The following is a 22,077-nucleotide window of genomic DNA, read 5'->3' as shown; positions in this document are numbered from 1 at the left end:
GCCCCTTTTTTATTAACTATAATTTCCCCACATTGTACAATTTTTCCAATATGTTTTCGTCCGTCCTCCTAACACCCTGTTGGCTGCATCACTATTTTGAGTAGCCGATCCCGTAACAGCTTTATTGGTCACAGTATTGTTTGCAACCGTGCCATCCGTTAAGGTGGCTGTAACATCGGCAGTAAGTACTGCTGTATCTGCTGGCGGTAAGTTGGGTTTCCCCCAATCTCTGAAATTTCCAGAATTTTCAGGTACACCTAAATGAGATGGTAATCTTTTATAAAACCCCTCTGAGTGAATATTGCGCACAAAGCTACGTTTGCCACTACTAATCGTGTCAGGTATATATACGCCATGATAAGTCGATTGAGTGAATAGCTCTTTAGGCATTTTAGCTAGTGAGGTTGGATCAATTTCAACTGTAACTCCATCAATATCAATAATTCCATTCACATTAGTTTTAACCGCAAAAGAAGCAGTAGTACCAGTTCCTGCATTTGAGTTATCAAAAACGTTTATCAATCTTAGGTTTTTAATATTTACATCAACTTGAGGTGAAGCTGCACCCTTTTCAAACACAAATGGTCTAAGAGAATTCTGCGCAAGTACATTTTCAATGAAAATCCGACGCCCATTTGATTGCAGGCCAGCTCCGTACATTTCCGTATCCTTGATACGAAGATACCCACTATCTGCAAACTCCCCACCTACGCTGTATTGGTTATAGTGATAGCAAATTGTGTCTAAAGTATCAGCACGTCCGAAGATTTTGCACCCCGTTAAAGACCATTCACCACCCGTCATTTGAAACGCCCACGGGTATCCCTTTTTAGCAACATCATCGGGATGCGGTGTGCTTGCATCAAACGTACATCCTACAAAATTAGCAGCAGCCCACACACCACCAACTAAAACATTACGAGCTAAAGCGAATCGACAGTTGGTAAAGTTAATATCTTTAATTGAGTTTGAAGATAATGTTGGCTCAATATCTATACAGTACTTAGGTTGAGTGCCACCTTGCACATACCCACCGCGTAAAAAATCGCAGTTAACATATTCTTGATGCCAACCTTTCACTAAAGACGCTGTGTTTCTATATGAATTATCAAAAAGACAATTAACAGCTTTAAGCCATAGTTGTTCGCCATTGGTCAGCTCATAATCATTTTTGTAGCGAGTATGAAGGCAGTCGATTGGGCTGTTTATAGATGTAAGGTTAAATAGACGTACTTGAGGATAACCCAAAACCACAAAAGGATATAACCTCAACTCAGAGGTAGGCTTAGTCCGAACATCAGCATTACCATCCAGTTTAAAATTCATCATAGTGATTTCTGAAACGACGAGAGGTTGTATGCAGAAAATTCCATAACCATTTACGTTCGTTGGAGAATTATCACAATTCTGAACCCACGAATTAGCGCCTGCTCCATAAATCACACATGGAAAATCAATTTGCTCAAGATAGCCGTAGATGCGATAAGATTTGCCTTGCTCGGCTTCAGGAATATATAAGGCTCCACCACCTTTATTTCTTAACCATTTAATAGCCCGGTTGAAGGCAAGACCATCCGCTGTCTGTTGTCTGATTCGAATTGATTTATCTTGATCAGAATAATAGTCGGTAGCATATAAAGTCTGATCTCCGTTTCCTTTTGCACCAAAATCCTTTACCGAAACTTTTTCCCACTTCTTATTAAAAAAGTCTTCATTGATTTCGTATTGGCTCTGACCTTTATGTACAACAAAAGAGGAATCCCAGCCTTTATCTACAGCAATCTGGGCAAGGCGTTGCATGAGATAGTTGTAATATTCATCTAACTGATCTAGTGCTACACCCTGCTTTCGGATTTCCTCCATGAGATAAGCTCGAAGCTCATCGTCTCGATCGTCCACATATTTTTTCAGTGCATCAATACGATTACTTAAAATCCAATCAGCAACGCCAAGCTCTTGCAGCTTTAACCAAATCCAGTCAAAGTCCTTGTTTACCGCAGGTGGACGGAATGAATTATTGTAAGATTGGTAGTCAGTATTGCGGCTAAATGGCGTATTTCGCTGTAAGGTAATCTTTTTACCGGCTGCTGGTGCAGTGGTGAATACCACATTTCCACCAGTTAGGCTCCACGTTGCAATCGGTGGTTCAATATCATCCACTAATACAATTAAATGATCTTTGGTCTCACACTGAAACCCCAGCGCAAAGCTAGTAGTAATACCGTTTCCGGTGTGCTCGATATACGGCGTCTGTTCTGGTACTGCCATGATCTGCCCCTAATTTTCAAAATCTAAAGTGGCCTCAATCACGCCACTATTCCCTCTCCAATTAGGGCCTTCATTGACCTCGTTATTTCTGTGTATTTTGCCTACCCGTTCTGGTGAATCAGTCAGCGTTCCAGCAAATGAGTCCAGATAGTCATCTTCCTGATCACTAATGGCCGGGTTAAACATGCGCATCTGCTTGTACTGGACTGAGCTATTTTCACCTTCTTCTGGTGTATCGATTACAGATACATGCACCCAGACTAGACCTGATACCAGTGGCCCTTCAATAGCTTCTAAAATACGTTTATTTTTGGCACCGGTTGCATGATGCTCAGTCACACCACAGCGCAATTTACGCGCCTTCAGTGCACCTTTAAGTGCAGCTGCAGCGAATCCACCAATACCGTTGGTCTCAATAACAATTTTAGAAACATGGAACTGCTCGATCAGATCGCAGAGTTGCCAAGCCTGACCACCTATGATTTCACCCTGTTCATTATGGGTAACAACTTCACCTTTAAGGGCCACAGACCTGTGCCAGTACTTGGTTCCTAGATCATCATGCAGGGTTATCGCAACGGCTGAAATATCGGATTTAATTTTCCCGGATGATGGATCCCAGCGTGCAGTGATACCCACAATGCGGCGCTCACCAAGCATCATGTAATATTCACCGTTTGCACGTTTCAGTACTGGCTCACAGTCATATGGAATCATCTTGTCCGGATCAAGACGCACATCCCCAATTGGCTTGGCATGCATCTGGTATTGACCATCCCACTCATTCAAGGTGCGACATTCTTTACGTCGTTTGCCCATTTCCAGACGTGTGAATCGTTTTGGCCAGAGTGCTTCGCTGTATACGTCGATTAAATAATGCGACTCTTTGAGGATGATCTTATAAGCTGTGCCCTGCTTATGGACGACATAATCCTTATCTTTTTCTAAAACACGGCCTGAAAAACTGATGCCACTAAATACATAGATCGGCTCAAAATCTACCAGGCATTCAGTGACATTCTCGAATCGTTTTTCTTTTTCAAACATCCGAAGAATTAAACAGTTTGCCCCCTGTTTCTGGACATCGGTATAAAGTGAATCATGGGTGTGCGGTGTACCCACAAACAGTTTTTGTCCACCTGGTATGAGAATGTGAGTCTGCTCACCCAGTCGATAGCGCAGCTTTGCACGTGCTTCTGGTGTGCCGATGTTCGCTGGCATTTCAACGTCATCATTCTGGATCTCATGCGCACGTGCACCCGTGACGTTGGATAGCACACCACGCGCATGGATTGAGCCATGACGAACATCACTTGAGCCACTAATCCACCACTTTTGCAGTTCTCCACGTGCTTTGTGTACGTTAAATAACTGACAAAGTGGATGCTTTTCTACGACCTGCTGTGTTCCTCGACTACACTTTGCTGCATCATCATCGGTTGCACCTTGATGCAATATCAAATGTTCTGGATTGCAGTAAAGTTTCCAGGCGTTATAGATGTCCAGAATCGTAGATTTACCGTGACCACGTGGCATCATCAATAGACCAAGTGGCCCGTAATCCTCCAAGAAATCACAGACATCTAAATGAAAGTCCGGCACATCCCAGTTCATCGCTTCCGCATAGACCAGGAAGAATGCAGCAAAGCCCACCTTAACCATGATTAGCTTGGACGCTGTTTACGTTCTTCCAGCTTTTTGGCCACACTCTCAAGAATGGCTGTCGCCTGTGCTTCCGGTGATACCTTTCGATCACTTCCATCGCCAGCTGACAATTCATCATCAAGCAAGACGCGGTTTAATTTCTCCATGCAGGTCAGCGCTTCCTTTGCGCCTTTGTATAACCAAACTTTGTCACCACGGCCTTTCTTATCAAAAACATCCTGACCATAAGCTTCAGTCATTAGATCGACCGCATCCGTACCGGCCATCTCCATACAGAGTTTTAACTTCTCTACTGTTTCAGGCTTTAAAAAACGTAACTTCTTTACATCCGACATAAAAAATCCCCCGTATATAAGCCATATATACAGGGGGTTCGGTTGGGCTTAATTGGGTGTCCTACTTTGGTAGTCATAGAATCTTAATGGTTTAAAATGTATGCTGATTGAGCAAATCTGCAAACTACAATAAGTGGTATTTCAAGTGAAAACTTTAATTCTTGCTGCAATCCTAGCACTGCCTACAACTATGACTTTTGCTGGTTCATGTGACCATAGCTGGCAGTCTGCTAAAGATGGCTCATCTTGTGGCGGCCGTGCTGCTGATCGTCGCCCAGGTGGTAAATAATAATTTATTAAGATCAAAAAATAAGGCTGCAATTGCAGCCTTATTTTTATTGCACAAGTCTGTCAAAATCAGGCATCTGAATATCACCCACATCATCACCCCAAAAGCGTGTCCGGTCATGTTCACGTTCGGCCTTTCTCAGATATTTTTCTCGGTACCCAGGAGCAATCACATCCTGCAGCTCATCAAAGACCAGGCGATTAGTCGCGGCTTTGGTGTACCACAAGTTTTGTGCAGGAATCTTATTTTTGAGCAGCTTATAGGCTTCATTGGCTGCATTGGTATCCTTGTTTTCGTAGTACTGCGTCAGGTTGCCCACAGTCAGACCAAGCACCGCTTTAGCATCTGAACCCAATGGGCCCACCATAAAATCAGAAGTACTACGCCCTGAAGTATCGGTACCAGCAACCAGAATGTCACCTAAGATGGATAGACCGCCACCCTGAACCGCTGAACGTGTCCAGAAATTCATAGCCTTTTGCGGATCATCACTATCCCACATGGTTGATGGATCGTTACCATTGGCCAGCTCTTTAAGCTGTACAGCTAATGCACCAAGTATTGTGGTCATAGCAAACAGTGAAATGCCATAAGCTGCTTTGCCTTTCACACCATCCTGTGCCATTGCACGTGAACCATGACGCATTAAGAATGCTGCTGGGAATGATTTAAACTGAAGCATGGATTTGACCAGTTCACCCATGCCTGTGCCTTTGCGCTGCCCTGCACTCATCCAAGTACGTTCACGTAATCCAGCTTCAACCACGGCCATTCCCTGTTCATCCAGTAAGTGTGCCTGAAATTGTGTGGCCACTTCGTCACGCACCTTTTGTGGGTCGCCAAACCTAGTTAAATCACTATCTGGAATTTCATAGATAGAACGTGCGGACATGAGCTGGCTGCCTTTTCGATCCACAACCGGATCAGCCAGACGCATGACTTCCCAAGCACGTTCATTTAGTCCGGTTTTTTCCATGAGCTCACGATCCATTGCGTCCAGATCAGACCAAGCTTTAGAGCGGGTCAAAGTACCGTATTTATGCATAAGCATCTTGGTAAAACCGACTTTTGAAGCTGCTGTGAGTGCATTTAGGCCAGATATACGCATAACCTGTGAAGCAATGCCACTGGATACCCGAGCCAGTTTCTGTGACTTACCATGTACTGAGGTCAATCCATCATCAGACCAACGTGCGATAGATCCGAGCATTTCCTCTGTGGCCAGACCTAAGCTGTGCGCCTGCTGCCGATCTTCTTTATTTTTCGGATTAAGCTGTGAAATCAGTTCACCAAAAGTTTTACGGTAGGCAATACCATGGATCGATGCAGTCTTGGCAATCATGGCCTGATCGGTGACGGATGAAATTGTGGTACCACCCAGCATCGATGCCACGTTCATTGATCGGTATGCAAGACCGAGATTGGCTAACACTTCGGATTGTGGTGTATTCTGCCCTGAGAACTCATCAAACATGGTCTGTGCACGTTTACGGCTCTTGCCTGTCGTGTTCTGGTCTAAACCTTTTAGCCAGTCTTTCTGCTCGGCTGCATCCATCAGAATACGCATAGCATTACGTGGATTACTGCCCAAGTTTTCTACCAGTGCAATGTCTTTAGATAGTCCATTCACGTGGGCTTCGATCAGATCCACAAACGGCATGCCGCCAAATTCGGCCTGATACTCCATCCATGATTCAGCATCCTTAAAATGCAATACGCGGCTTTCAGAATGTCGACTGGTCACTTTGGAATTACCACCAAATGGCTGGCGGCCTACTTCGGTTTTATTGGCACCGTTGCTGCTCAGTGTGTCGAATGAGTATTCAAGCAGCTCGCGGATCTCTTGCTGTGAATAATACGTGCCGTCCTCATGCACATATTTTGAAGTGTCGATTAAGCCTTCTGCTTTTTGCACCCAAGCCTGTTTGCCGGCTAATACAATCTTTTCAAGGCTATGCGTTTGCGGTAAGCCCCAATCATCCAGCTTTCCAATATCACCCCCAGCACGGTTGAAGCGTTCACGCATACCTTCGAAGACTTCGCCCATCTTGTCCGAAATCTTCTTGGCCAGCGGATCGCCAGTGTTATCACCAAAGCGCTCACGGACAATTTTCTGCACCAGTTCTGCATCAGTAAATACACCTAAAGCACCTTTCACATTGGTATAGAAGTCCACCAGATCACCACGGTAAACAGATGCAATCGCACGTGCTTTGGAGTCAATCGATTGAATGCCGGACATATCACCATGCGGTGCCACCATACGATCCACCACTTCACTGGCCGATAGTGTTGGATGATCCAGAGCAGCAAGGTTTTTGTTTTGGGTCAGAATGTCACGCGCTGCTATCTTATGCTTGCGTTTAAGCTGTGCCTGAATATCTTCCGCCACAAATTTACCGGCTTCAGTTAGCTTTTCAGCATCGGATAGATTGCGCCAATTATTAATATCTTTCTTGGCCAAAGACTTCATGGCATCTTTGATGCGCTGTTCAATCTGCTGTGCTTCTTGCTGATTCAGGGATGCTTTGCCAAGTGCTTTGGCTACGGCGGCCTTGCATTGTTCTTTCATTATTCAGCCACCTCATATGTAGCTTCAAAAATATCAGGCTTGCATGGGTAGAACTCTCCCTGCACACCCTTGATGATATAATCACCAACATTGGCAGACATAACACCTTCAAGAGTATTTATCTGGATAATATGCTTATCAATTCCAGATTCATTATATTGATGCCACTCATAAAACTTTGCCTTATTTCCAGTAAAAGAAAAAACCTCCTCAGCATTTTTTCCATCCCACTGGATTGCATCAATTACAACTGGTTTCTTGCGGTACTTCATAATAAAAATGCTCCGATAATTTCCATCATCAGAGCATTTGTTAAGGTTGGGTTTGTTGGGTAAAGAGAAATAGATCGATTTAGGTTTCGCTTTTTTCGACAACTAGAACAAGGCGTTTACCAAGCATAGCTCCCATTCCTTCAAAAATTGAATGAGCTGCCCACTTATTAAAAGGTGTTAGGTTATTCTGTAGATAATTACCACTAGAATCATGGTAAAAAAAGAGTAAAGCGCCATTATTATTGTATGACTCTTCTATCAATTCGATCTCTTCATTCGTATCTTGAAAACGAACTTTTACTTTATAAGCCATTAACTACCCCTAATATTTTTTAATTGAGAGAACAATCTAGCACAGCCTAATTATTCCCCAAACTGTAAAGCACAACTAATGGCCGTTTGAGCGGCCAAAGTATCTTCTTGTGCCTGACGTGCTTCTGCTTCCAGCTCATCCAGTCGTTCACGTAAAGACATGGTGATTTCTTCCATCTCGCCATCTGGTCGCATACGGCTAACAGAAATCTGCTGATCCGGATTTTGCATGATGATGTCTAAAGCGGCTGATTCTTCTGGCCCATCACCAAACAATGAACCCTGACGCGGATCACCCATTGCTTCAATCTCATCGATTTTGCTTTGGATGTTTTCACCGATGGCTTTAGCACTACGCTTGTTCTGGTCAAAGACATTTAAGAAGTCACGCGCACCAGGTGAAAGTCCATCATCGATGAGCTGACCTTGGTTTAGGTAATCCGGTACGGTCTGGCCATTGGCTTTCAGGTCACTGAGCTTTTGCGCTGCCTGTGCCAGATCCTTTGCAATCGTGTTCTGATGTCGTCCACCCTGTTTCACCAGACTATCAAGCTGTGCCAGTTGAGGTGCAGCACGGAGCAATGCGGACAACACGGTTTTACTGTCATCGTCCAGATTCTCAGCCATACGGCCAATCAGGGCAGAATCATTAAACGCACGTTGCATGATGGCTGATTCAATACGGCGCTTTCCTTCCTGGCTTAATCGTCCGTCACCCGTAATCACTGTGCCCTGTTCAGACTTTGGCAACGACCCCACAAAGCCGCGTACAAAGTCCATAGATCCATCTAGGTTGATCGTACCGTCATTATTGATCTTCAGAAGTGATGCATCCGGCAAACGATCCGAATCACTCACAGCGCGTTCAGTTGCGGAGTACTGCGCCACGTCCGATTCATTGGCCAGTTTGGCAAACTGCGTACGGTCGGTATCGGTTAAACGTGTCCGAACTAAAACAGGCTTGTTGATGCCGTCAATATCAATCCCACGTTCAGCCGCGTACTGTTCCAGAAATGCCCGATATTCTTCAGCACGTCCGGCTTCATAGGCTTTTGCAATGGCCAGTGTACGTCCGTTGCCGGATTCCACTACATTGTCCATGCCGATAATCGGTGCACCATCAGACAGCTTTGGAGATTCACCGAGCAATTCAGGTTTTAAGTCATCGGCCATGCGCTCGATCTGCTGGCGTGATGCTTCACGGGTACGGTCACGCGGTTGCAGTTCACCCGGATAAAGTGGATTTACTCCATAGGCCAGATCATTGGATGCGATTAATTCATCCAGGCTTTTAACTTCATAGGCGAAATCGTAGCTAGATCCATCCATGCCATAGGCTGTGGTAATATTATTACCAGTGTAATTTTTATATTTACCAGTATTGATGAAATCCTTTACACGATTGACGTAATTAATGGTTTCTTGTGCTTTAGGTTTACCATTTTTCTGCATGGCTTTACCATTTGCGAAGCCACCATTGTAGTGAGCAGCCAATACCAGAGGGTCTTTGGTTTTATACTGTTGTGACATTTCCCGAACAAGGTATAGCGCCATTTCAGTAGCATGTTCAGGATTATTAACATCCCATTTCTTTTTATAGTTACGCTCAAGACCTGCCTTAGTTTCAGGCATAATTTGCATAATCGACTGCGCACCCACTGGTGATACTTGCCAGTTATGTGACTTCTCACCTGCACGTCGAATTGAAAGTAGTAATGGTACAGCCCAATCCATATCCATTTCTTTGGCTTTTGAATGCAATATGGAATCCAAGCGTGGATCATCATAACGAATCTTACTGTATTCACTGGGTGCAATACGTACAGGCTTCTGCTTTTCCTCCCCCTTCACAGGATGCGTCACATTGACTGGCCGACCCATGCGGATTGCTTCAACTGATGCATCTAGGTTTTTTAAATGGTTGTTGTGCTGGATTGGATCGGCTGGCTTCACTGGTGCGGCTGCATCATCAAACTGCATTTCGTTGACAACCAAAATGGACTGAATTTGCGTATTTTTAGCCTCTATCTCGTCAGCACTGAGGCTTTTCAATTCTGCATCAATATCGCTATCCAAGCGTGATCGAACATAACGACCACCTAAAAATAGCAAACCATTTAAGGCCGCATCAGTGCCAACACTCTCATAAGTTACTTCATATTTTTTGGCCTGTTTGTCATAACCTTCTGATTCAAGAATTGCACCACTTATCGCTTGTCCCCCTGTAGATAGGGCTGTTGCACCACCAACAGAAAGTGCAGCGTCTTTAATGAGACCACCCGTACCTTTTAAACCATAAGACATAGGTAATAGGGTTGATACTGTAGCCACTCCACCATCTGTCAAACCGACCTTTAAAGCCGTTTCACTATCCACACCATCACGGGTCAAGTCGCCATAGACATAGTGAGACTCGGATAAGCCGGTGACTGCTGCTGCACCCGGCACACCACCAACGGCGCTACCAACCACGGCACGTGTTGCATAATCCCCCAAACTGAATGCAATGTTGCCGATGGTGCCGGTGTTTTCTTCATCCTTCAGATAGTCGATAGACTCATACACCAGATCATCACGCGCCTTTTCCTTATTGGCCTTGTAAGCAGAATAAGGTTCAATGATTTCGTCTGTGCTCACATCCTTGAAAGAATAAGAAACACGATCCACCACGGCATCCACCGGTGCAGTGATGGTATCCACAGCCTTTGCAAAGCCGGCACCCATACCGCGCACCGGTGCAGACAATTGGAACAGGCCGCTAGATTCTTCCTTTTGCTCGACTGGCTTGTGTGCAATCCCTTTGGCGTTTAGCTCATCAACCTGTTTTTGTTCTTCAGGTGCATATTCAGATAACCAGTTACTCATTACTTGGTTACTCCATCAGGCATATTCATATAAAACAGCGGTGCACCACGTTCATTGATCAGTGCATAGCGTACCTGTCCTTTTGGTCCTCGCTGAGATTCCCGACGTAGGCGCAAGTCCTTGAGCTCAGATTCTGAAATCTGGTATTTCTGGGAGATTGCCGCATAGCGTGTATCCAGAATACGTTCAAAGCGATCATCGTCCATCCCGTATGGCTTTGATACCTTCCAAGTCTTTTGATTGCCGTACTTCACGCCCTGCTCATATACACCACCAGTGGCCAGACTTAACGCTGTATTCGCTAGATCCTTGCTCATATCGTCCTTGTCTTTGTGCTGGTAGCCATTACGTTCAGACAGGTGCGCATAGATCGATTTAAAAGCGGCATAGGTCATGTTTGCCGTGCCACCTGAAACGGTACTACCTACATACTTATTGAACTCAGCCTTGAGAAGATCATCTTTAGGCATAATCAGCTGCTTGTTTTTCAGTGCTTGTGTGCCCGAAATAATTGCAGCCGCGACATCCTCACCATCACGTGAACGGTAATTATTGGCACGAGCTACACCAGCCATGAGATAGGAATTATCATCACCACCCAATTGCTTGATTGTGGCTGCCCAGATCTGACTGCCTTTTGGTACGCCTTTAGACTCAGAAATCAGACTGCCAATGAAGTCTAATTTTTGATTAACCCCCATGCTATCGAAGGCTTGCTTAGCTTCTGGTAAATCCTCGGCTGGAATAGGCTTAACCTTGAGATTGTCATCCTTTAAGGCAAACTGACTCACACCATTTTCCAAGACCTTTGCTGCGAATGACTTTGGATTGGATTTGAGTTCACCACCGTTCAGGCTATGTGTCTGTAATCCTGCTTCACGCACGGCCTGATTTGGGTTGTTTTTTAGGGTTTCAGTTTTCTCTTTATATAGATCCTCGTAGACCTTCAAAACCTTTTCTTCATTCACTGCATCTGCTGATTTGCTATTGGCCATCACAGCCTTTTGCTCATTGATCCGCTTCAACTGTTCCGCTGAAGATAGACGGGAAAACTTCTGGAAGTTGTTCGACTGTGACTTATAGAAATTATATTCCGCTTCATGTTCAGTGCCTGCCACAGCACCGCGTACAGTTTCCAGATAATCATCATCCAGAGCACGACCAGTAAGCACCTGAGATTTGAAATCATTCAGGACTTTGCCGGCCAGCTGCACACGCTTGTTTTCTTCAACCTGCACCTGTTTTTCAATGGCATCAATCCGGCTAAGAATCTGCGCCTTTTTCTGCTGCGCTTGTGGCCCATCCAGATAGCCGAATTTGCCTTCGTCCAGTTCTTTCACCAGGCTTTGCAGGTCGGTTGTATCCTTGCCTTCAATCGCTGAAGTAATACGTCCGTCAATATCCAGAACGTCACGCGAAGTGTGATAGGTATTAATCCGCTGCTGCTTTTCTGGTTCTGGAAGGTTTAAAACCTCGAGTTTTTCTTTAAGGTATTGCAAGCCTTCCTCACGGCCCATACGTGTTGCAATCTCAGTAGCACGGTCTGCAACGACTACACCCTTCTGAGCATCAGCACGCAACTGCAATGGCAAGAAACCAGTCGCGTTTCTGGTCGCATTTTCTGTCCAGTAGTTTTCCAGCTCATGCATGGAATCCCACGGCAGTTCATTTTGCATCTGTTTAAAACGTGCCTTTGACCATTCATTGAATGTCTTGTTCGCCTGGTCGGCATTCATGGCACCGTTAGACACATCATTTTTCAGTAGTGTGATCTGTTCCGACATTTCACGTGTCATCACATCATCAAGCTTAACCTTCGCTTCCTGTTTGGCCAGATCGTTGTGATATAGCTCGACACGTTTAGCCGATACTTCTGCTTCTTCCTGCTTGCGCTTACGCTCATCCAGAACGCCGTCCACCACCTTTCCAATACTGGAAAGGCCGGTCATTGGCGTATGTTGTTGCAAGGTTGGCTGTGATGTAACACGGCCTTGTGAACGTGGAATAATCGCCATTACTTCCAACCTCCTGAAAAGGCTTTAACACCCGCACTCATAAAGTCTGACGCCGCTTGCATACCGTAGTTATTGCGCTGCATCTTGCCTTGAACACGGATCTGCTTTGCCTGATACCCTGCATCCGAAATATTCATTGATGCGTTATAGGCTGCATCAGAGATATGCTCATCCTGAATCATAGCCGCTGCACCTGCATCGACATCCACGCCATTTTCCGCAGCTGCAGCACGTGCCGAAGATGCATTGCTTTTACCTTGGCGCTTCATCTTTTCAGCTTCTAAACGCGCCACAGATTGAACGGTCTTGGCATTACCTTTTGCTGTTGCATCTGCCATCTGTGCATTCGCAAGGTTCTGCACGCCGTTCATAATGTCACCAACTGGACTACCACCACACATGATTAAATCTCCTTTTCCAGTACATAGCCGACCAGCTCAAAGTCTAATGACTCATACAGGCTTACCGTACGCTCTGCATAAATACCCGTAATTGTGCCGATCTGAATGCGGTCTGCACCGTGTACAGCCGCCCAGGTCTCAAAGCTTTTCACCAATGCACTGGCCGCACCTGTATTCCGGTATTCAGGAAGTACATAAATTCCCTGTTCAAATGCCAGCATCTGACCGGTTCGCCAGTCGGTATCCAGCACACCGATCAGGCCGCCTACCGGGTTCATGTAATGATCCATCACGATCAGGATTGATCCGAGCTTATCAATCAAATGAGCAAAGAGTTTTTCTGCTCGTTCTGCACTGAAGCCCTGATTCTTAAACCGTGGTGATTCATCTGTAAGACGCTTGCCCCAGTAAACAAGCGTGTCTAAATCTTCTAGTGTTGCCGGACGTACAAGCATCTTATTTCTCATTCATGGATACCAACATAGCTACACTCTGCACGTGGAACGGTAGCGGTTTGTTGTGTGTAATTTTTAATTGCATTTCATGCAGCGTAGACCAGCCATTCATGCTGACATTGACTGGACCTGTATATGGCAGGTTCTGGAAGGCTTGCTGGTTGAATGGCTTGTATTCAAGCTCGTACTGGTTGTATTGGCCACCTACTGACTTGCGGATATATAAGACCACTTCATGCGCCTGGATCTTGTGGAGCATCGCTGTACTTGGCACCTGACTGTGATCCGGTGGTAAGAACTCAACTTCCATATTAAACGGCTGACCTGCAAACCATGTGCCGGATGTCGGCTGGTTGTCATCGTAGAAATAGCCATCTGAATTATTGAATCGGTACAGAGTGCTGTTATGCAGGTTGCGGCTAGCTAATTCACCATCATTGGCGATCTCACAATCCATGTATGAAGTATCGTCCAGCTGCTCAAGCACGACGGATGACTTACGTGCAACCAGCATGAAGCACAGATCATTGCCGTTGGCTTGTGGTAAGGCGCAGATCGAGCGTACAGATCCACCAAAGTCATGCTGAGACCAGGCATTCATCTCCTGATCACGGTTCAGTGTGATTGAAGCCACTTTGCCATCATTAAGCACCATCCACACCAGACTGTACGGCGTTTGCTGGTAGGTCAGTTCCTTGATGCCGCCATGATCTTCAGCGATATGCGGTGCAATGGCTGACAGTTCAGGACTCACCAATCCATCCACTTCATAACGATATGACAGTGCACGCAGACGGTTACCACCACGCTGGACAAATAGCAGCTCATTGCCGACCAGACATGGTCGAACATTCGCCTTTGCGCCGTAGGTTGTATGCTGTTCGATCTGGGCTGATGCTGGCGTAAATGCGCCGGACGAACTGATTAGAAACTCAGATCCACCAGTAAGCGCCACCACACCACCACGCTGGGCAAGATGCAGAATGTTATCTGCTTGTGCTGATGATGAAGCCATGGAGAAAGCAGACGCATCATCTGTAGATTCCAGAAAGTCGCCATCGTTGCCAATGGCACTGATCCATAGCTGGTTCGGGTTGTTTTTGGTATTTGCAAATACCAGACGCTGTTTAAAGAATGTCACTGTGGATGGGTAGCCAGTAGCTGCTGTAAATGCCGCTGTATTTAAGGTCCATGATTTCGCAATGGCCTGAACGTTAGCATTGAGCTTAACAATGACTTCCCCAAGAACACCTGTTGGTGAAACATAGGACGTAATTTTGACTTGGCCACCATTGATCGAAACTATTGCACCGACATGTGCAGGAATAAATACAGACGCATCACCTGCTGTCACAGATTCCCAATCGGTACTATCGACTGCCGGCACCTTACCAGTGTTATCCGCTATTGCACGCCATGTCTGGCCAAGATAAATAACCCGCTCACCAATGATGTAGTTTTCCGTTGAACTCCAGTTCGGAAAAGCAGCTGCATTCAGTGAAATGGTTTTGCCCACTTCCACACCAGTCGGCGTTAATGCCACGTTAGGCGTAGTGTTAATTTCATCCACCGGTGCAGTGACAAAGGTAAAAGGCGCAAAATCCCAATTATCAAAGTCCTTACTACAAACCAGACGTTGCACTGGATGATCACCCTGGACAAAGAACATGCGATAACGTGAGTGTGCCACTTGGATCTGCGCCACTTTGGACGCTGTGTTATACGGCGTACTTCCTGTATAGACCACAGCCTGTGTCAAAGGGTCATACACCTGCAGAGTATTAATCCCCAAGATCAAAAGAAATGGGTTATCTGAGTTCGGTACAAATGGAATCAGGCGTAGTGCACCGGAAAAGATGCCCCGATATTTAGTACCTGGTCGTTTCTTTGCGCCACCTTCTACCAGTGGAATAGCGTTTAACAGTTTCTTTGCGCCGTTGCCATATTGCTGCACATCAGTCCGGGTATGCAGTAATGGTGATAGCTCACCACTGGACAGGTTATTTTTAAGTAGCCATTGTTTCATTAGTAGCGACTCCCGATATAGCGTGATTCTTCATACACCATATTTTCAGAAGGTCGTTCCTGAGCATTGATTGCACGTGCACGCTTGATCAGATCACGGTACTGCGCTTCTACTGATTGCCCTGCTGCATCGCTACCGGTATTCGGTTTGCATAGCTTGGCAGCCATCTTGAGTGACATAGCTTCCACCAGCATTGAGTCCCAAGAATCTTCATTATCGTTGTCAAAGACATATTCAAGATTGATCCGGTTTGTATTGGCCAAGATGTATCGATTCTCGACTTCATACTGTTCTGTATTGGCACTGATGATTCGGATGTAATCACGTGGCAACGGGAATGCATTGCTGTAGCCAAAGGCCGGATAAGTCGTCACTGGCGCAAGAACAGTACGTTTTTTTGCACATGACCAAGGATGATCCCGTAGGATGGATTTGCGCACCTGGTCATAGATATTGCGGCAACGTTCAGCACGTGCCGTGTTCTCATCAAATGATGCAATATTCTGATCACCTATCAGGCTTAAAGCATGATTGACGATGGATGTTCTGGTTGTAATAGACATAAAAAAGCCCTCAAGTTTTAATGATCTTGAAGGCTTCTTTGATTAGGTTTGTTGGGTGTTAGAATAATGCGATGCGTTTCACTAACACATCATGGTATGCACCCATATGTTTTTGCTGTTCTTGCAATAAAGCCCATTGTTCATCATTAATAAATGATGGCTGACCCTTATCCAGAAAGTTTTCTAGCGCATCAAGCTTTGTGTATAGTTCGCGCTGCTCAAGTCGAACACGATCTTGTGGTGTTTCTGCTGATGCGAACTTTCGCAAGAACTCATCTTTTGGTAGCCACTGTACAAAGCCGTCCAGTTGTTCTGTATTTTTCTGACCCGCGCGATCTTCAAGGATATAGCCAATATCATTGCCGTTTTCACCTTCTGGAAGTTGCCAACCGCGATAATCGTTATATTCCTGTCGAGTCATTGTTGCTGCGTGCACCAGGCTTGTACCAGCGAATGCAACCATGGTTAATGCTAGTAATTTTTTACTCATATTATTATTCCACTTTCTTCAAACAATTGCGGCACTCTGGCTTGGCATCAGTACCAATCTCAGTTGCACCATGAAAACCAAAAAGACACATCAGAAGTTGAATCATTTTGGCTGCTCCTAAAAAAAGACCCGACACCCCATGCCCAAGATGCCGAGCCAAAGCCCCTACTTAACGAAGGAAGTCGATTAAGACAATCTTCTGTTCGTTGGCACGTGCCGCACCATAAGATGCGATACCGCCGATCTGCTTCACGTTTGATTTGTCAGCACGGGTAACAATGTCAAAGTTAGAGATCGTGTTACGACCATAGTGAGTTGCGCCTTTAGCAACTGCGAAAGTACGTCCCTCAGTAACACCGCCCGCACCATCTGCCAGTTCTTCATAAGGCAACCAAATAAAGCCACCCCATTTTTTAGCCACATCACCATCCTGGATCTGTTGGATCGTGTCGCGGTCCCACTTGGTCAGCTCATCATCTACCAGAATCTGTTCAAGGATTTCCGAGTTGTAGATCATGTATAGCGGCAAGTTGTCACACTGGTTTTTACGGAACAAGGCACGCGCTTTGGCAATCTTGGCCTTATTCATTGGTGTGGCAGATGCTGCAATGGTTTGACCTGCTGGCACTGGTGTAGCTGTGTAATTTTCGCCGTCTGCGGTTTTACGCTGTACCGATGCGCCCAGTGACTTATAAATCACACGGTCACGCTGACGATGTTCTGCAGCCAGACACGCCTGCATGTACGGTGAAGTCGGATTTGCTGAAAGCTTCGCTTCATCACGTGGATCGATTGGTACGAATAGACCGTAATCTTCCATTACTGCTAAACGTGTACCAGCTTCAGGCACGGACCACTTAGTATCAGCAAATCGAGTGGTCATCTTCTCCATTTCCACTGCGCCAAGATCATTGACTGTGAAAGATGAACCTTGAATCTGGCCGCGGTCATGCGCCAGTACCTGAAGCACTGACTGTGTTTGTTGACATTGAATTTCAAACGCATCGTGAAATTGACGCTTGAATGCGGCGGTAATCATCCCGCCATTTGTAGCCATGTCTTGAGCCATGTTGTACTACCCCTTACTCTACATATTGTTTTGAATACCAAGCGTCTACACGTTGCGTCACAGACTTATGATCTGGATGACTTGGGTTGCTGTACGCTTCTGACATCATTAATTGTTGAATGGTTTCACCACCGCTTTGTTGTGTGTTAGAAGGCGGTAAATCTTCCTGAATATGCTTGCCAATGGCAGCCGCCAGCTTGAGTGCACCGATAGGTGAATCCAGTTCTTTTGCATCAAAGCCCAAAGCTTCCAGCGCGTTTTTAGCCAGGCCAATATTCGAATTGAACTGCTCACCCCATTCTTGTTGCAGTGCTTCCATCTGGACAGACTGGTGCTGCTCATAGGCTTTAACGACTGCTTCAACCTGCTTATTGGTCATGCCTTCAGCATGGAATGATTGCAGTACCTCAGCGTTATCTGCTTTAAACGCATCAAAATCGAAGCCATCAATAGAAACGGCGTAAGCATCGGCAGATTCCGGCACTGTTGTTGCTGGATCTGCTTCAGTTGTTTTCGTTTCTTGCTCACCGGCGTTCTGCTGTGTTGTCTCAGCACCTGGCACCGTTTGCGTTTCTGTTCCTGCAACTGGTGCTGTAGTTTGAGTTTGTTCAGTTGTTTGAACGTTTGATGTGTCAGTTGTTTGTTGTTCATCCATTGTTTTGCTCCATGTGGGCTAGTTCTAAGTTCTCGTCATAGCGAGGATCGTTTGCTGTGTTGATTCGGTTAAGAATGAAGTCCACGACTTCCGCACGGCCAAGACGGCGGCATGTTTCGCGTTCATCATCGGTAAATGGATTGCGCTTAAACCGCGCTGTAAGTTCTTCCAAAATTCGTTGGCCGTTCGGCTCAATATCAAAGTGAATCTGGTAGGTTTGCGCCGTTGGCTTTCGATGTGAACGCCATTTGATGTGGTGGCCAAAACCTAATTCGTCCTCTTGCTCCTGGATCAGCTCTTTAAATTCCTGATCAGGCTGGGCCTTAAGATCGGCAATAGTCTGTTTAAGCGCTTTCACTTCTTCCTGAAACTCATAGGCATGTGTTTTCGCACGACTGTACTTTTCTTCGGCTTCAAAGTGCGCATGCTCCCAATACTGACTTAACTCTTCGGTTACCTTAGAAGTGTTGTAGAGACTCCATACAGCTACACACGCAATCAGTAGAAGGATGGCCAGAACGGCGATAATTAAAATCATTGCATCACCTCACTGACCATCTGGGCTTCCAGTCCTTTACTTGCTGCGTTTGCCACAGCTCCTGTGACTTGCTGTGCCATAGCTGCCTGTTGTTCCTGAGCTGCTGCTTGTTGCTGTTGTTGTGCTTTCTGTTCACGGTATGCCTGTAGCTCATCAGTGGTACGCATGATTGAAGTTGGTGCACCCAGACCAGCTGCCAGTACTTGTGGAACTGCATCAAGATTGATGTTGTCCAGTGCATCCGGTGCGACTTCAATAATTGATCCAAGTGAAGCCATAAGACGTTCAATACTGGCCACTTCCTCAAGCTTCTGAGCACGTGCCAGTGGTGAAATAAACTTGAATGAAAGATTGCGGCCTTGCAGATCCTCTGGTGCTTCGCCTAGTACTTCTGCCCGGTATGCCAGACCAAAAGCACGATCAAGGATAGGAACCAGTAATTCAGCCTGAGCACGACCATATAGCGGCCCAAGCTGCTGCCGGATCATATCGACCCGTGCATAAATCTCTGCTGCGGTCGGTGGCTGGTTGTAGTGCTGCTGTAGACTGTCCGCCATCAATTTACGGCGTATGCTGGACTGAATACGATCTAGCAACTGATCTGCGACCTGGAAGCCCCGACCACTATCAAGACGTTTCATATCATCAACATCGTTTGCAGCAATGATCTTGCCACCACCGATACGCACGGTACGTGGGTTTACAATACCGTTATCATTCATGATCCACATACCGAGCACATCAATCTCAGCACTACGCAATGTGTCACGCATCAAAGCATTGGCTGTTTTGGCATCTGGTAAAGCTGTAGACATAATCCCGATCCCATACACGCTGCCTTGAATCTTTCTGAAACGTGGTACCGCACAAGGGAATTCGTTATAGCCAGATTCCTTCAGCATGGTTTTGCTTTCTACTTCCACATGATATGAAGCGAATGGCATCTGTTTTGGTAGCAAAACACGCTGGTTTAATGGTGCTTTGACCTTACGTGGTTCGATCACATGCACAATCTTGAAACGGTCATCTGGTCGCTGTTTGTAAGAATCTCTAACTGCATTGCTAACCTTGTGCTCTCCAAACTCCGACACAAGCTGTGCAGCGGTTTTGGTGTACTCACGATAGATCGTATCCACCTGACCATCTGGACGAGTCGATGCAATGAAGCATTCACCGATTGGCCAGCACTGGTACGTGAAGCCACCACCTTTCAAACGGTCAATATCCTGATAGATCACACCCCATCCAGCCACGGCGAAATCAATGATCATGTCGTAGATTTCAGAATCAAAGTTTGCGCCGTGGATATTGCGAAATAAGAATTGTGCAACCTGTTCAAGCCAGTGTTCACCTGGTGTGAGTTCAGCCTGATCATCCATGCCATCCGGTACAGCTTTAAACCAGATCGCGTTTGCAGGTGTGGTACCTGCAATCAGGTTAGATACAAAGATCAGAATGGATTCTGCCGCAGTTGAATCGAGCAGATCCGCACGCTGTTTCTCCCGTGTGCCATCCAGTGAGCCACCATTGAAGCATTGCTGGCGCTCAGGTGCTCCGTACTTGTAGCATTCAGTCCAGTGAGATTCGTACTTTGATCTTTCAGTACGAAGCTGACCAAGCCGTTTGCAGATTTGATTTGCTCGATCACTCATGCTTTAACCGCCTAGTGTTGATTTCTTTTCATCATCAGTTGCAGATGAAAGGACTTCAGATACCTTGCGCTTTTTACGTGTGGCAATCTGTTCGTTTTCTGCTGCCTGTGCCTTAGCTTTCGCTTCGGCATCAGCTTTCTGTGCGTCATAGCCTTTGGAAGCTGCTTTGGTATCAGTCAGGCCAATGGCATCAGTCACAGTGCTAATTGCTTTCCCTACGAATCCACCGCACATATTTAGGCTTCCTTCAGTTCAAGTCCGTGTTTGCCTTGCTGCCAGCGCAGTTTCTTAGGTGCTTCAACCTTTCCAGCCTTCAACAAAGCATCAAGTTTCTTTTCGATACGCTTTTGGCCTTCAAGGATCTGATCAAGGCGTTCATCTTCAACTAGTGCACCTAGTGAACTAGTTTCATTAGTAGACTGGTCTTGTGGTGCTTCAGGTTCTGGATCGTTGCCAGTGATGTGCTCTAACGCGGCTTCTGCCTGTTCTGCTGTTGTTGGTTGAGCTGCTTCTGTTTTTACTTCTTCAGGCTTTGTTGCACCTGGTGTATTTACTTTGCGAGCTGCCATAAAAAAACCCTATTCAGTGGTTGATTGAATAGGGTTACTGTGGGGGTATGGGTGTTGCGGTTTGTTGGGTGTTTACTCACTTAATCCTTTGTCTACGCATTCGAACGTTGTATGGCTTTGGTTTTTCCGCAAGCTGCTGATAATTCTTTTGTGCTTGTAGGCGTTTATACTGTTCTCTGGCTGCCACAAGTTGCTTTAATGCTGTTGTCTTTCCATTGCCACGCGGATGGATAGCAACAACATCTGTACCAGCCTCTGCTAGATCCCAAACTCTAATCATTCTTTTCATAGATCACCTAAACTTATTAAAAAAATTACTATTCTTCGGCCCGACATACGGACACCAGCCCCAGCCTTCACGCCAGAAGAACCAGTCACCTTCGACGTTCTTCCACGGCGTGCCGTCATTCTCGATATGGGTGTAGTCAGGTGGCATGAAATACCCCCTCTACAGCGGTGAACTCCTTTCCGCTTTCATCAGTCGCAGTAATAATTTTTAATCCACTACGACGGCCAATATCTACTTTTACAATGGTTAGCTTGCCTTGTGGTTTCCAGCATGGACTGTCGTGCGTTACTGTTTGGCCAACCTTAAAGTCTCTCACAGCCCCAACTCCCGATCCAGTTCCTCAATGACCTGATCACACAGGCCGCCGTCTTCAAAAATATCCATCTGGCCAATCTTGTACTTGTATGTGGTCCACTCGCCTTCCAGTGGGAACCGTTTAATGCCAGTCTCTGTTTGCCAGAGCATGATGAAGGCATGGCCGTTGTCATAGTTCGGAACGCCACCACGCGCCCATTCTGAAACTGTAGAAGCACCAGACACCGGCAGAACGTCTGCAATCTTTTCGTGTGTCCAGCCGCATTTGCCTAAGTCCAGAATCATTCGATTGAAGTCTGGACGCTTGTAATTTCGTAGTTTTAACTTGAACTCTTTGACCTTCTTTTTGGTATGCAGATTGATAAAACGCGCGCGCGCGCGAGGGGAGTTCGTATATACCCCATCTCCACACTCTCCGCCGACTAGTTGCAGCCCCATCGAACTTCCCATAGCAACCCCTAT

Annotated in this window: 23 protein-coding genes; 1 reads left to right on the top strand and 22 read right to left on the bottom strand. The window is 46.0% G+C overall.

Going from position 1 to position 22,077, the window contains the following annotated elements; all coding sequences use genetic code 11:
- Positions 1–12 precede the first annotated feature (12 nt).
- The 3 genes from B3Q46_RS04880 to B3Q46_RS04870 are packed head-to-tail and all read right to left on the bottom strand — an operon-like array spanning position 13 to position 4,268.
- Complete coding sequence (locus B3Q46_RS04880) at positions 13–2,268, bottom strand: hypothetical protein (RefSeq protein WP_286713802.1); 2,256 nt, start codon at positions 2,266–2,268, stop codon at positions 13–15.
- A 9-nt stretch (positions 2,269–2,277) separates the two neighbouring features.
- Entirely contained in the window at positions 2,278–3,930 is a 1,653-nt protein-coding gene (gene terL / locus B3Q46_RS04875; protein WP_286713800.1) for a phage terminase large subunit, read from the bottom strand.
- A 2-nt stretch (positions 3,931–3,932) separates the two neighbouring features.
- Entirely contained in the window at positions 3,933–4,268 is a 336-nt protein-coding gene (locus B3Q46_RS04870; RefSeq protein ID WP_286713798.1) for a hypothetical protein, read from the bottom strand.
- Between the two features lie 145 nt (positions 4,269–4,413).
- Between B3Q46_RS04870 and B3Q46_RS04865 the strand changes: the two genes are divergently transcribed.
- Positions 4,414–4,557, top strand: a complete 144-nt coding sequence (locus tag B3Q46_RS04865; RefSeq protein WP_286713796.1) for a hypothetical protein — start codon at positions 4,414–4,416, stop codon at positions 4,555–4,557.
- A 46-nt stretch (positions 4,558–4,603) separates the two neighbouring features.
- Here B3Q46_RS04865 and B3Q46_RS04860 read toward each other — a convergent pair whose 3' ends face one another.
- The 19 genes from B3Q46_RS04860 to B3Q46_RS04770 all read right to left on the bottom strand — a co-directional run bounded on the left by B3Q46_RS04860 (position 4,604) and on the right by B3Q46_RS04770 (position 22,053).
- Positions 4,604–7,129 (bottom strand): hypothetical protein, encoded by a 2,526-nt coding sequence (locus B3Q46_RS04860; protein WP_286713794.1) that lies wholly within the window; start codon positions 7,127–7,129, stop codon positions 4,604–4,606.
- Entirely contained in the window at positions 7,129–7,401 is a 273-nt protein-coding gene (locus B3Q46_RS04855; RefSeq protein WP_286713792.1) for a hypothetical protein, read from the bottom strand. The genes B3Q46_RS04860 and B3Q46_RS04855 overlap by 1 nt, the downstream gene beginning before the upstream one ends.
- A gap of 79 nt (positions 7,402–7,480) precedes the next feature.
- On the bottom strand, positions 7,481–7,714 hold the full coding sequence (locus B3Q46_RS04850; RefSeq protein ID WP_044110133.1) for a hypothetical protein: 234 nt from the start codon (positions 7,712–7,714) through the stop codon (positions 7,481–7,483).
- Between the two features lie 50 nt (positions 7,715–7,764).
- Entirely contained in the window at positions 7,765–10,578 is a 2,814-nt protein-coding gene (locus B3Q46_RS04845) for a transglycosylase SLT domain-containing protein (RefSeq protein WP_286713789.1), read from the bottom strand.
- Positions 10,578–12,593 carry a methyl-coenzyme M reductase gene (locus B3Q46_RS04840; protein WP_286713787.1) on the bottom strand — a complete coding sequence of 672 codons (2,016 nt, stop codon included), beginning with the start codon at positions 12,591–12,593 and terminating at the stop codon, positions 10,578–10,580. The genes B3Q46_RS04845 and B3Q46_RS04840 overlap by 1 nt, the downstream gene beginning before the upstream one ends.
- Positions 12,593–12,994, bottom strand: coding sequence for a hypothetical protein (locus B3Q46_RS04835; protein ID WP_286713785.1), 402 nt, complete (start codon positions 12,992–12,994; stop codon positions 12,593–12,595). The genes B3Q46_RS04840 and B3Q46_RS04835 overlap by 1 nt, the downstream gene beginning before the upstream one ends.
- 2 nt (positions 12,995–12,996) lie before the next feature.
- Complete coding sequence (locus tag B3Q46_RS04830; protein WP_286713783.1) at positions 12,997–13,449, bottom strand: GNAT family N-acetyltransferase; 453 nt, start codon at positions 13,447–13,449, stop codon at positions 12,997–12,999.
- A gap of 1 nt (position 13,450) precedes the next feature.
- Entirely contained in the window at positions 13,451–15,475 is a 2,025-nt protein-coding gene (locus B3Q46_RS04825) for a carbohydrate-binding protein (RefSeq protein ID WP_286713781.1), read from the bottom strand.
- Positions 15,475–16,038, bottom strand: coding sequence for a hypothetical protein (locus B3Q46_RS04820; protein ID WP_286713780.1), 564 nt, complete (start codon positions 16,036–16,038; stop codon positions 15,475–15,477). The genes B3Q46_RS04825 and B3Q46_RS04820 overlap by 1 nt, the downstream gene beginning before the upstream one ends.
- A gap of 58 nt (positions 16,039–16,096) precedes the next feature.
- The gene (locus B3Q46_RS04815) at positions 16,097–16,501 is read right to left on the bottom strand and encodes a crAss001_48 related protein (protein ID WP_286713778.1); all 405 of its coding nucleotides are present in this window, start codon (positions 16,499–16,501) and stop codon (positions 16,097–16,099) included.
- Positions 16,502–16,697: 196 nt separating this feature from the next.
- Positions 16,698–17,597: a phage capsid protein gene (locus B3Q46_RS04810; RefSeq protein WP_286713776.1), complete on the bottom strand. Its 900-nt coding sequence runs from the start codon at positions 17,595–17,597 to the stop codon at positions 16,698–16,700.
- Positions 17,598–17,610: 13 nt separating this feature from the next.
- Positions 17,611–18,252: a hypothetical protein gene (locus tag B3Q46_RS04805; protein ID WP_286713774.1), complete on the bottom strand. Its 642-nt coding sequence runs from the start codon at positions 18,250–18,252 to the stop codon at positions 17,611–17,613.
- The gene (locus B3Q46_RS04800; RefSeq protein WP_286713771.1) at positions 18,245–18,790 is read right to left on the bottom strand and encodes a hypothetical protein; all 546 of its coding nucleotides are present in this window, start codon (positions 18,788–18,790) and stop codon (positions 18,245–18,247) included. Before B3Q46_RS04800 ends, B3Q46_RS04805 begins: the two co-directional genes overlap by 8 nt.
- Positions 18,787–20,442, bottom strand: a complete 1,656-nt coding sequence (locus tag B3Q46_RS04795) for a portal protein (protein WP_286713769.1) — start codon at positions 20,440–20,442, stop codon at positions 18,787–18,789. The genes B3Q46_RS04800 and B3Q46_RS04795 overlap by 4 nt, the downstream gene beginning before the upstream one ends.
- Before the next feature lie 3 nt (positions 20,443–20,445).
- The gene (locus tag B3Q46_RS04790) at positions 20,446–20,676 is read right to left on the bottom strand and encodes a hypothetical protein (RefSeq protein ID WP_286713767.1); all 231 of its coding nucleotides are present in this window, start codon (positions 20,674–20,676) and stop codon (positions 20,446–20,448) included.
- Between the two features lie 2 nt (positions 20,677–20,678).
- Positions 20,679–21,011 carry a hypothetical protein gene (locus tag B3Q46_RS04785; RefSeq protein WP_286713765.1) on the bottom strand — a complete coding sequence of 111 codons (333 nt, stop codon included), beginning with the start codon at positions 21,009–21,011 and terminating at the stop codon, positions 20,679–20,681.
- A gap of 76 nt (positions 21,012–21,087) precedes the next feature.
- Entirely contained in the window at positions 21,088–21,300 is a 213-nt protein-coding gene (locus B3Q46_RS04780) for a hypothetical protein (RefSeq protein ID WP_286713763.1), read from the bottom strand.
- A 136-nt stretch (positions 21,301–21,436) separates the two neighbouring features.
- On the bottom strand, positions 21,437–21,616 hold the full coding sequence (locus B3Q46_RS04775) for a hypothetical protein (RefSeq protein WP_017397829.1): 180 nt from the start codon (positions 21,614–21,616) through the stop codon (positions 21,437–21,439).
- Complete coding sequence (locus B3Q46_RS04770) at positions 21,613–22,053, bottom strand: hypothetical protein (RefSeq protein ID WP_414631437.1); 441 nt, start codon at positions 22,051–22,053, stop codon at positions 21,613–21,615. The genes B3Q46_RS04775 and B3Q46_RS04770 overlap by 4 nt, the downstream gene beginning before the upstream one ends.
- Positions 22,054–22,077: the final 24 nt, after the last annotated feature.

It is taken from the genome of Acinetobacter sp. UBA2581, assembly GCF_002339435.1.
In the GTDB taxonomy this organism is placed as follows: Bacteria; Pseudomonadota; Gammaproteobacteria; order Pseudomonadales; family Moraxellaceae; genus Acinetobacter; species Acinetobacter variabilis.
The sequence above is the reverse complement of the archived record's forward strand: the minus strand, read 5'-3'. Positions and strand labels throughout refer to the sequence as shown.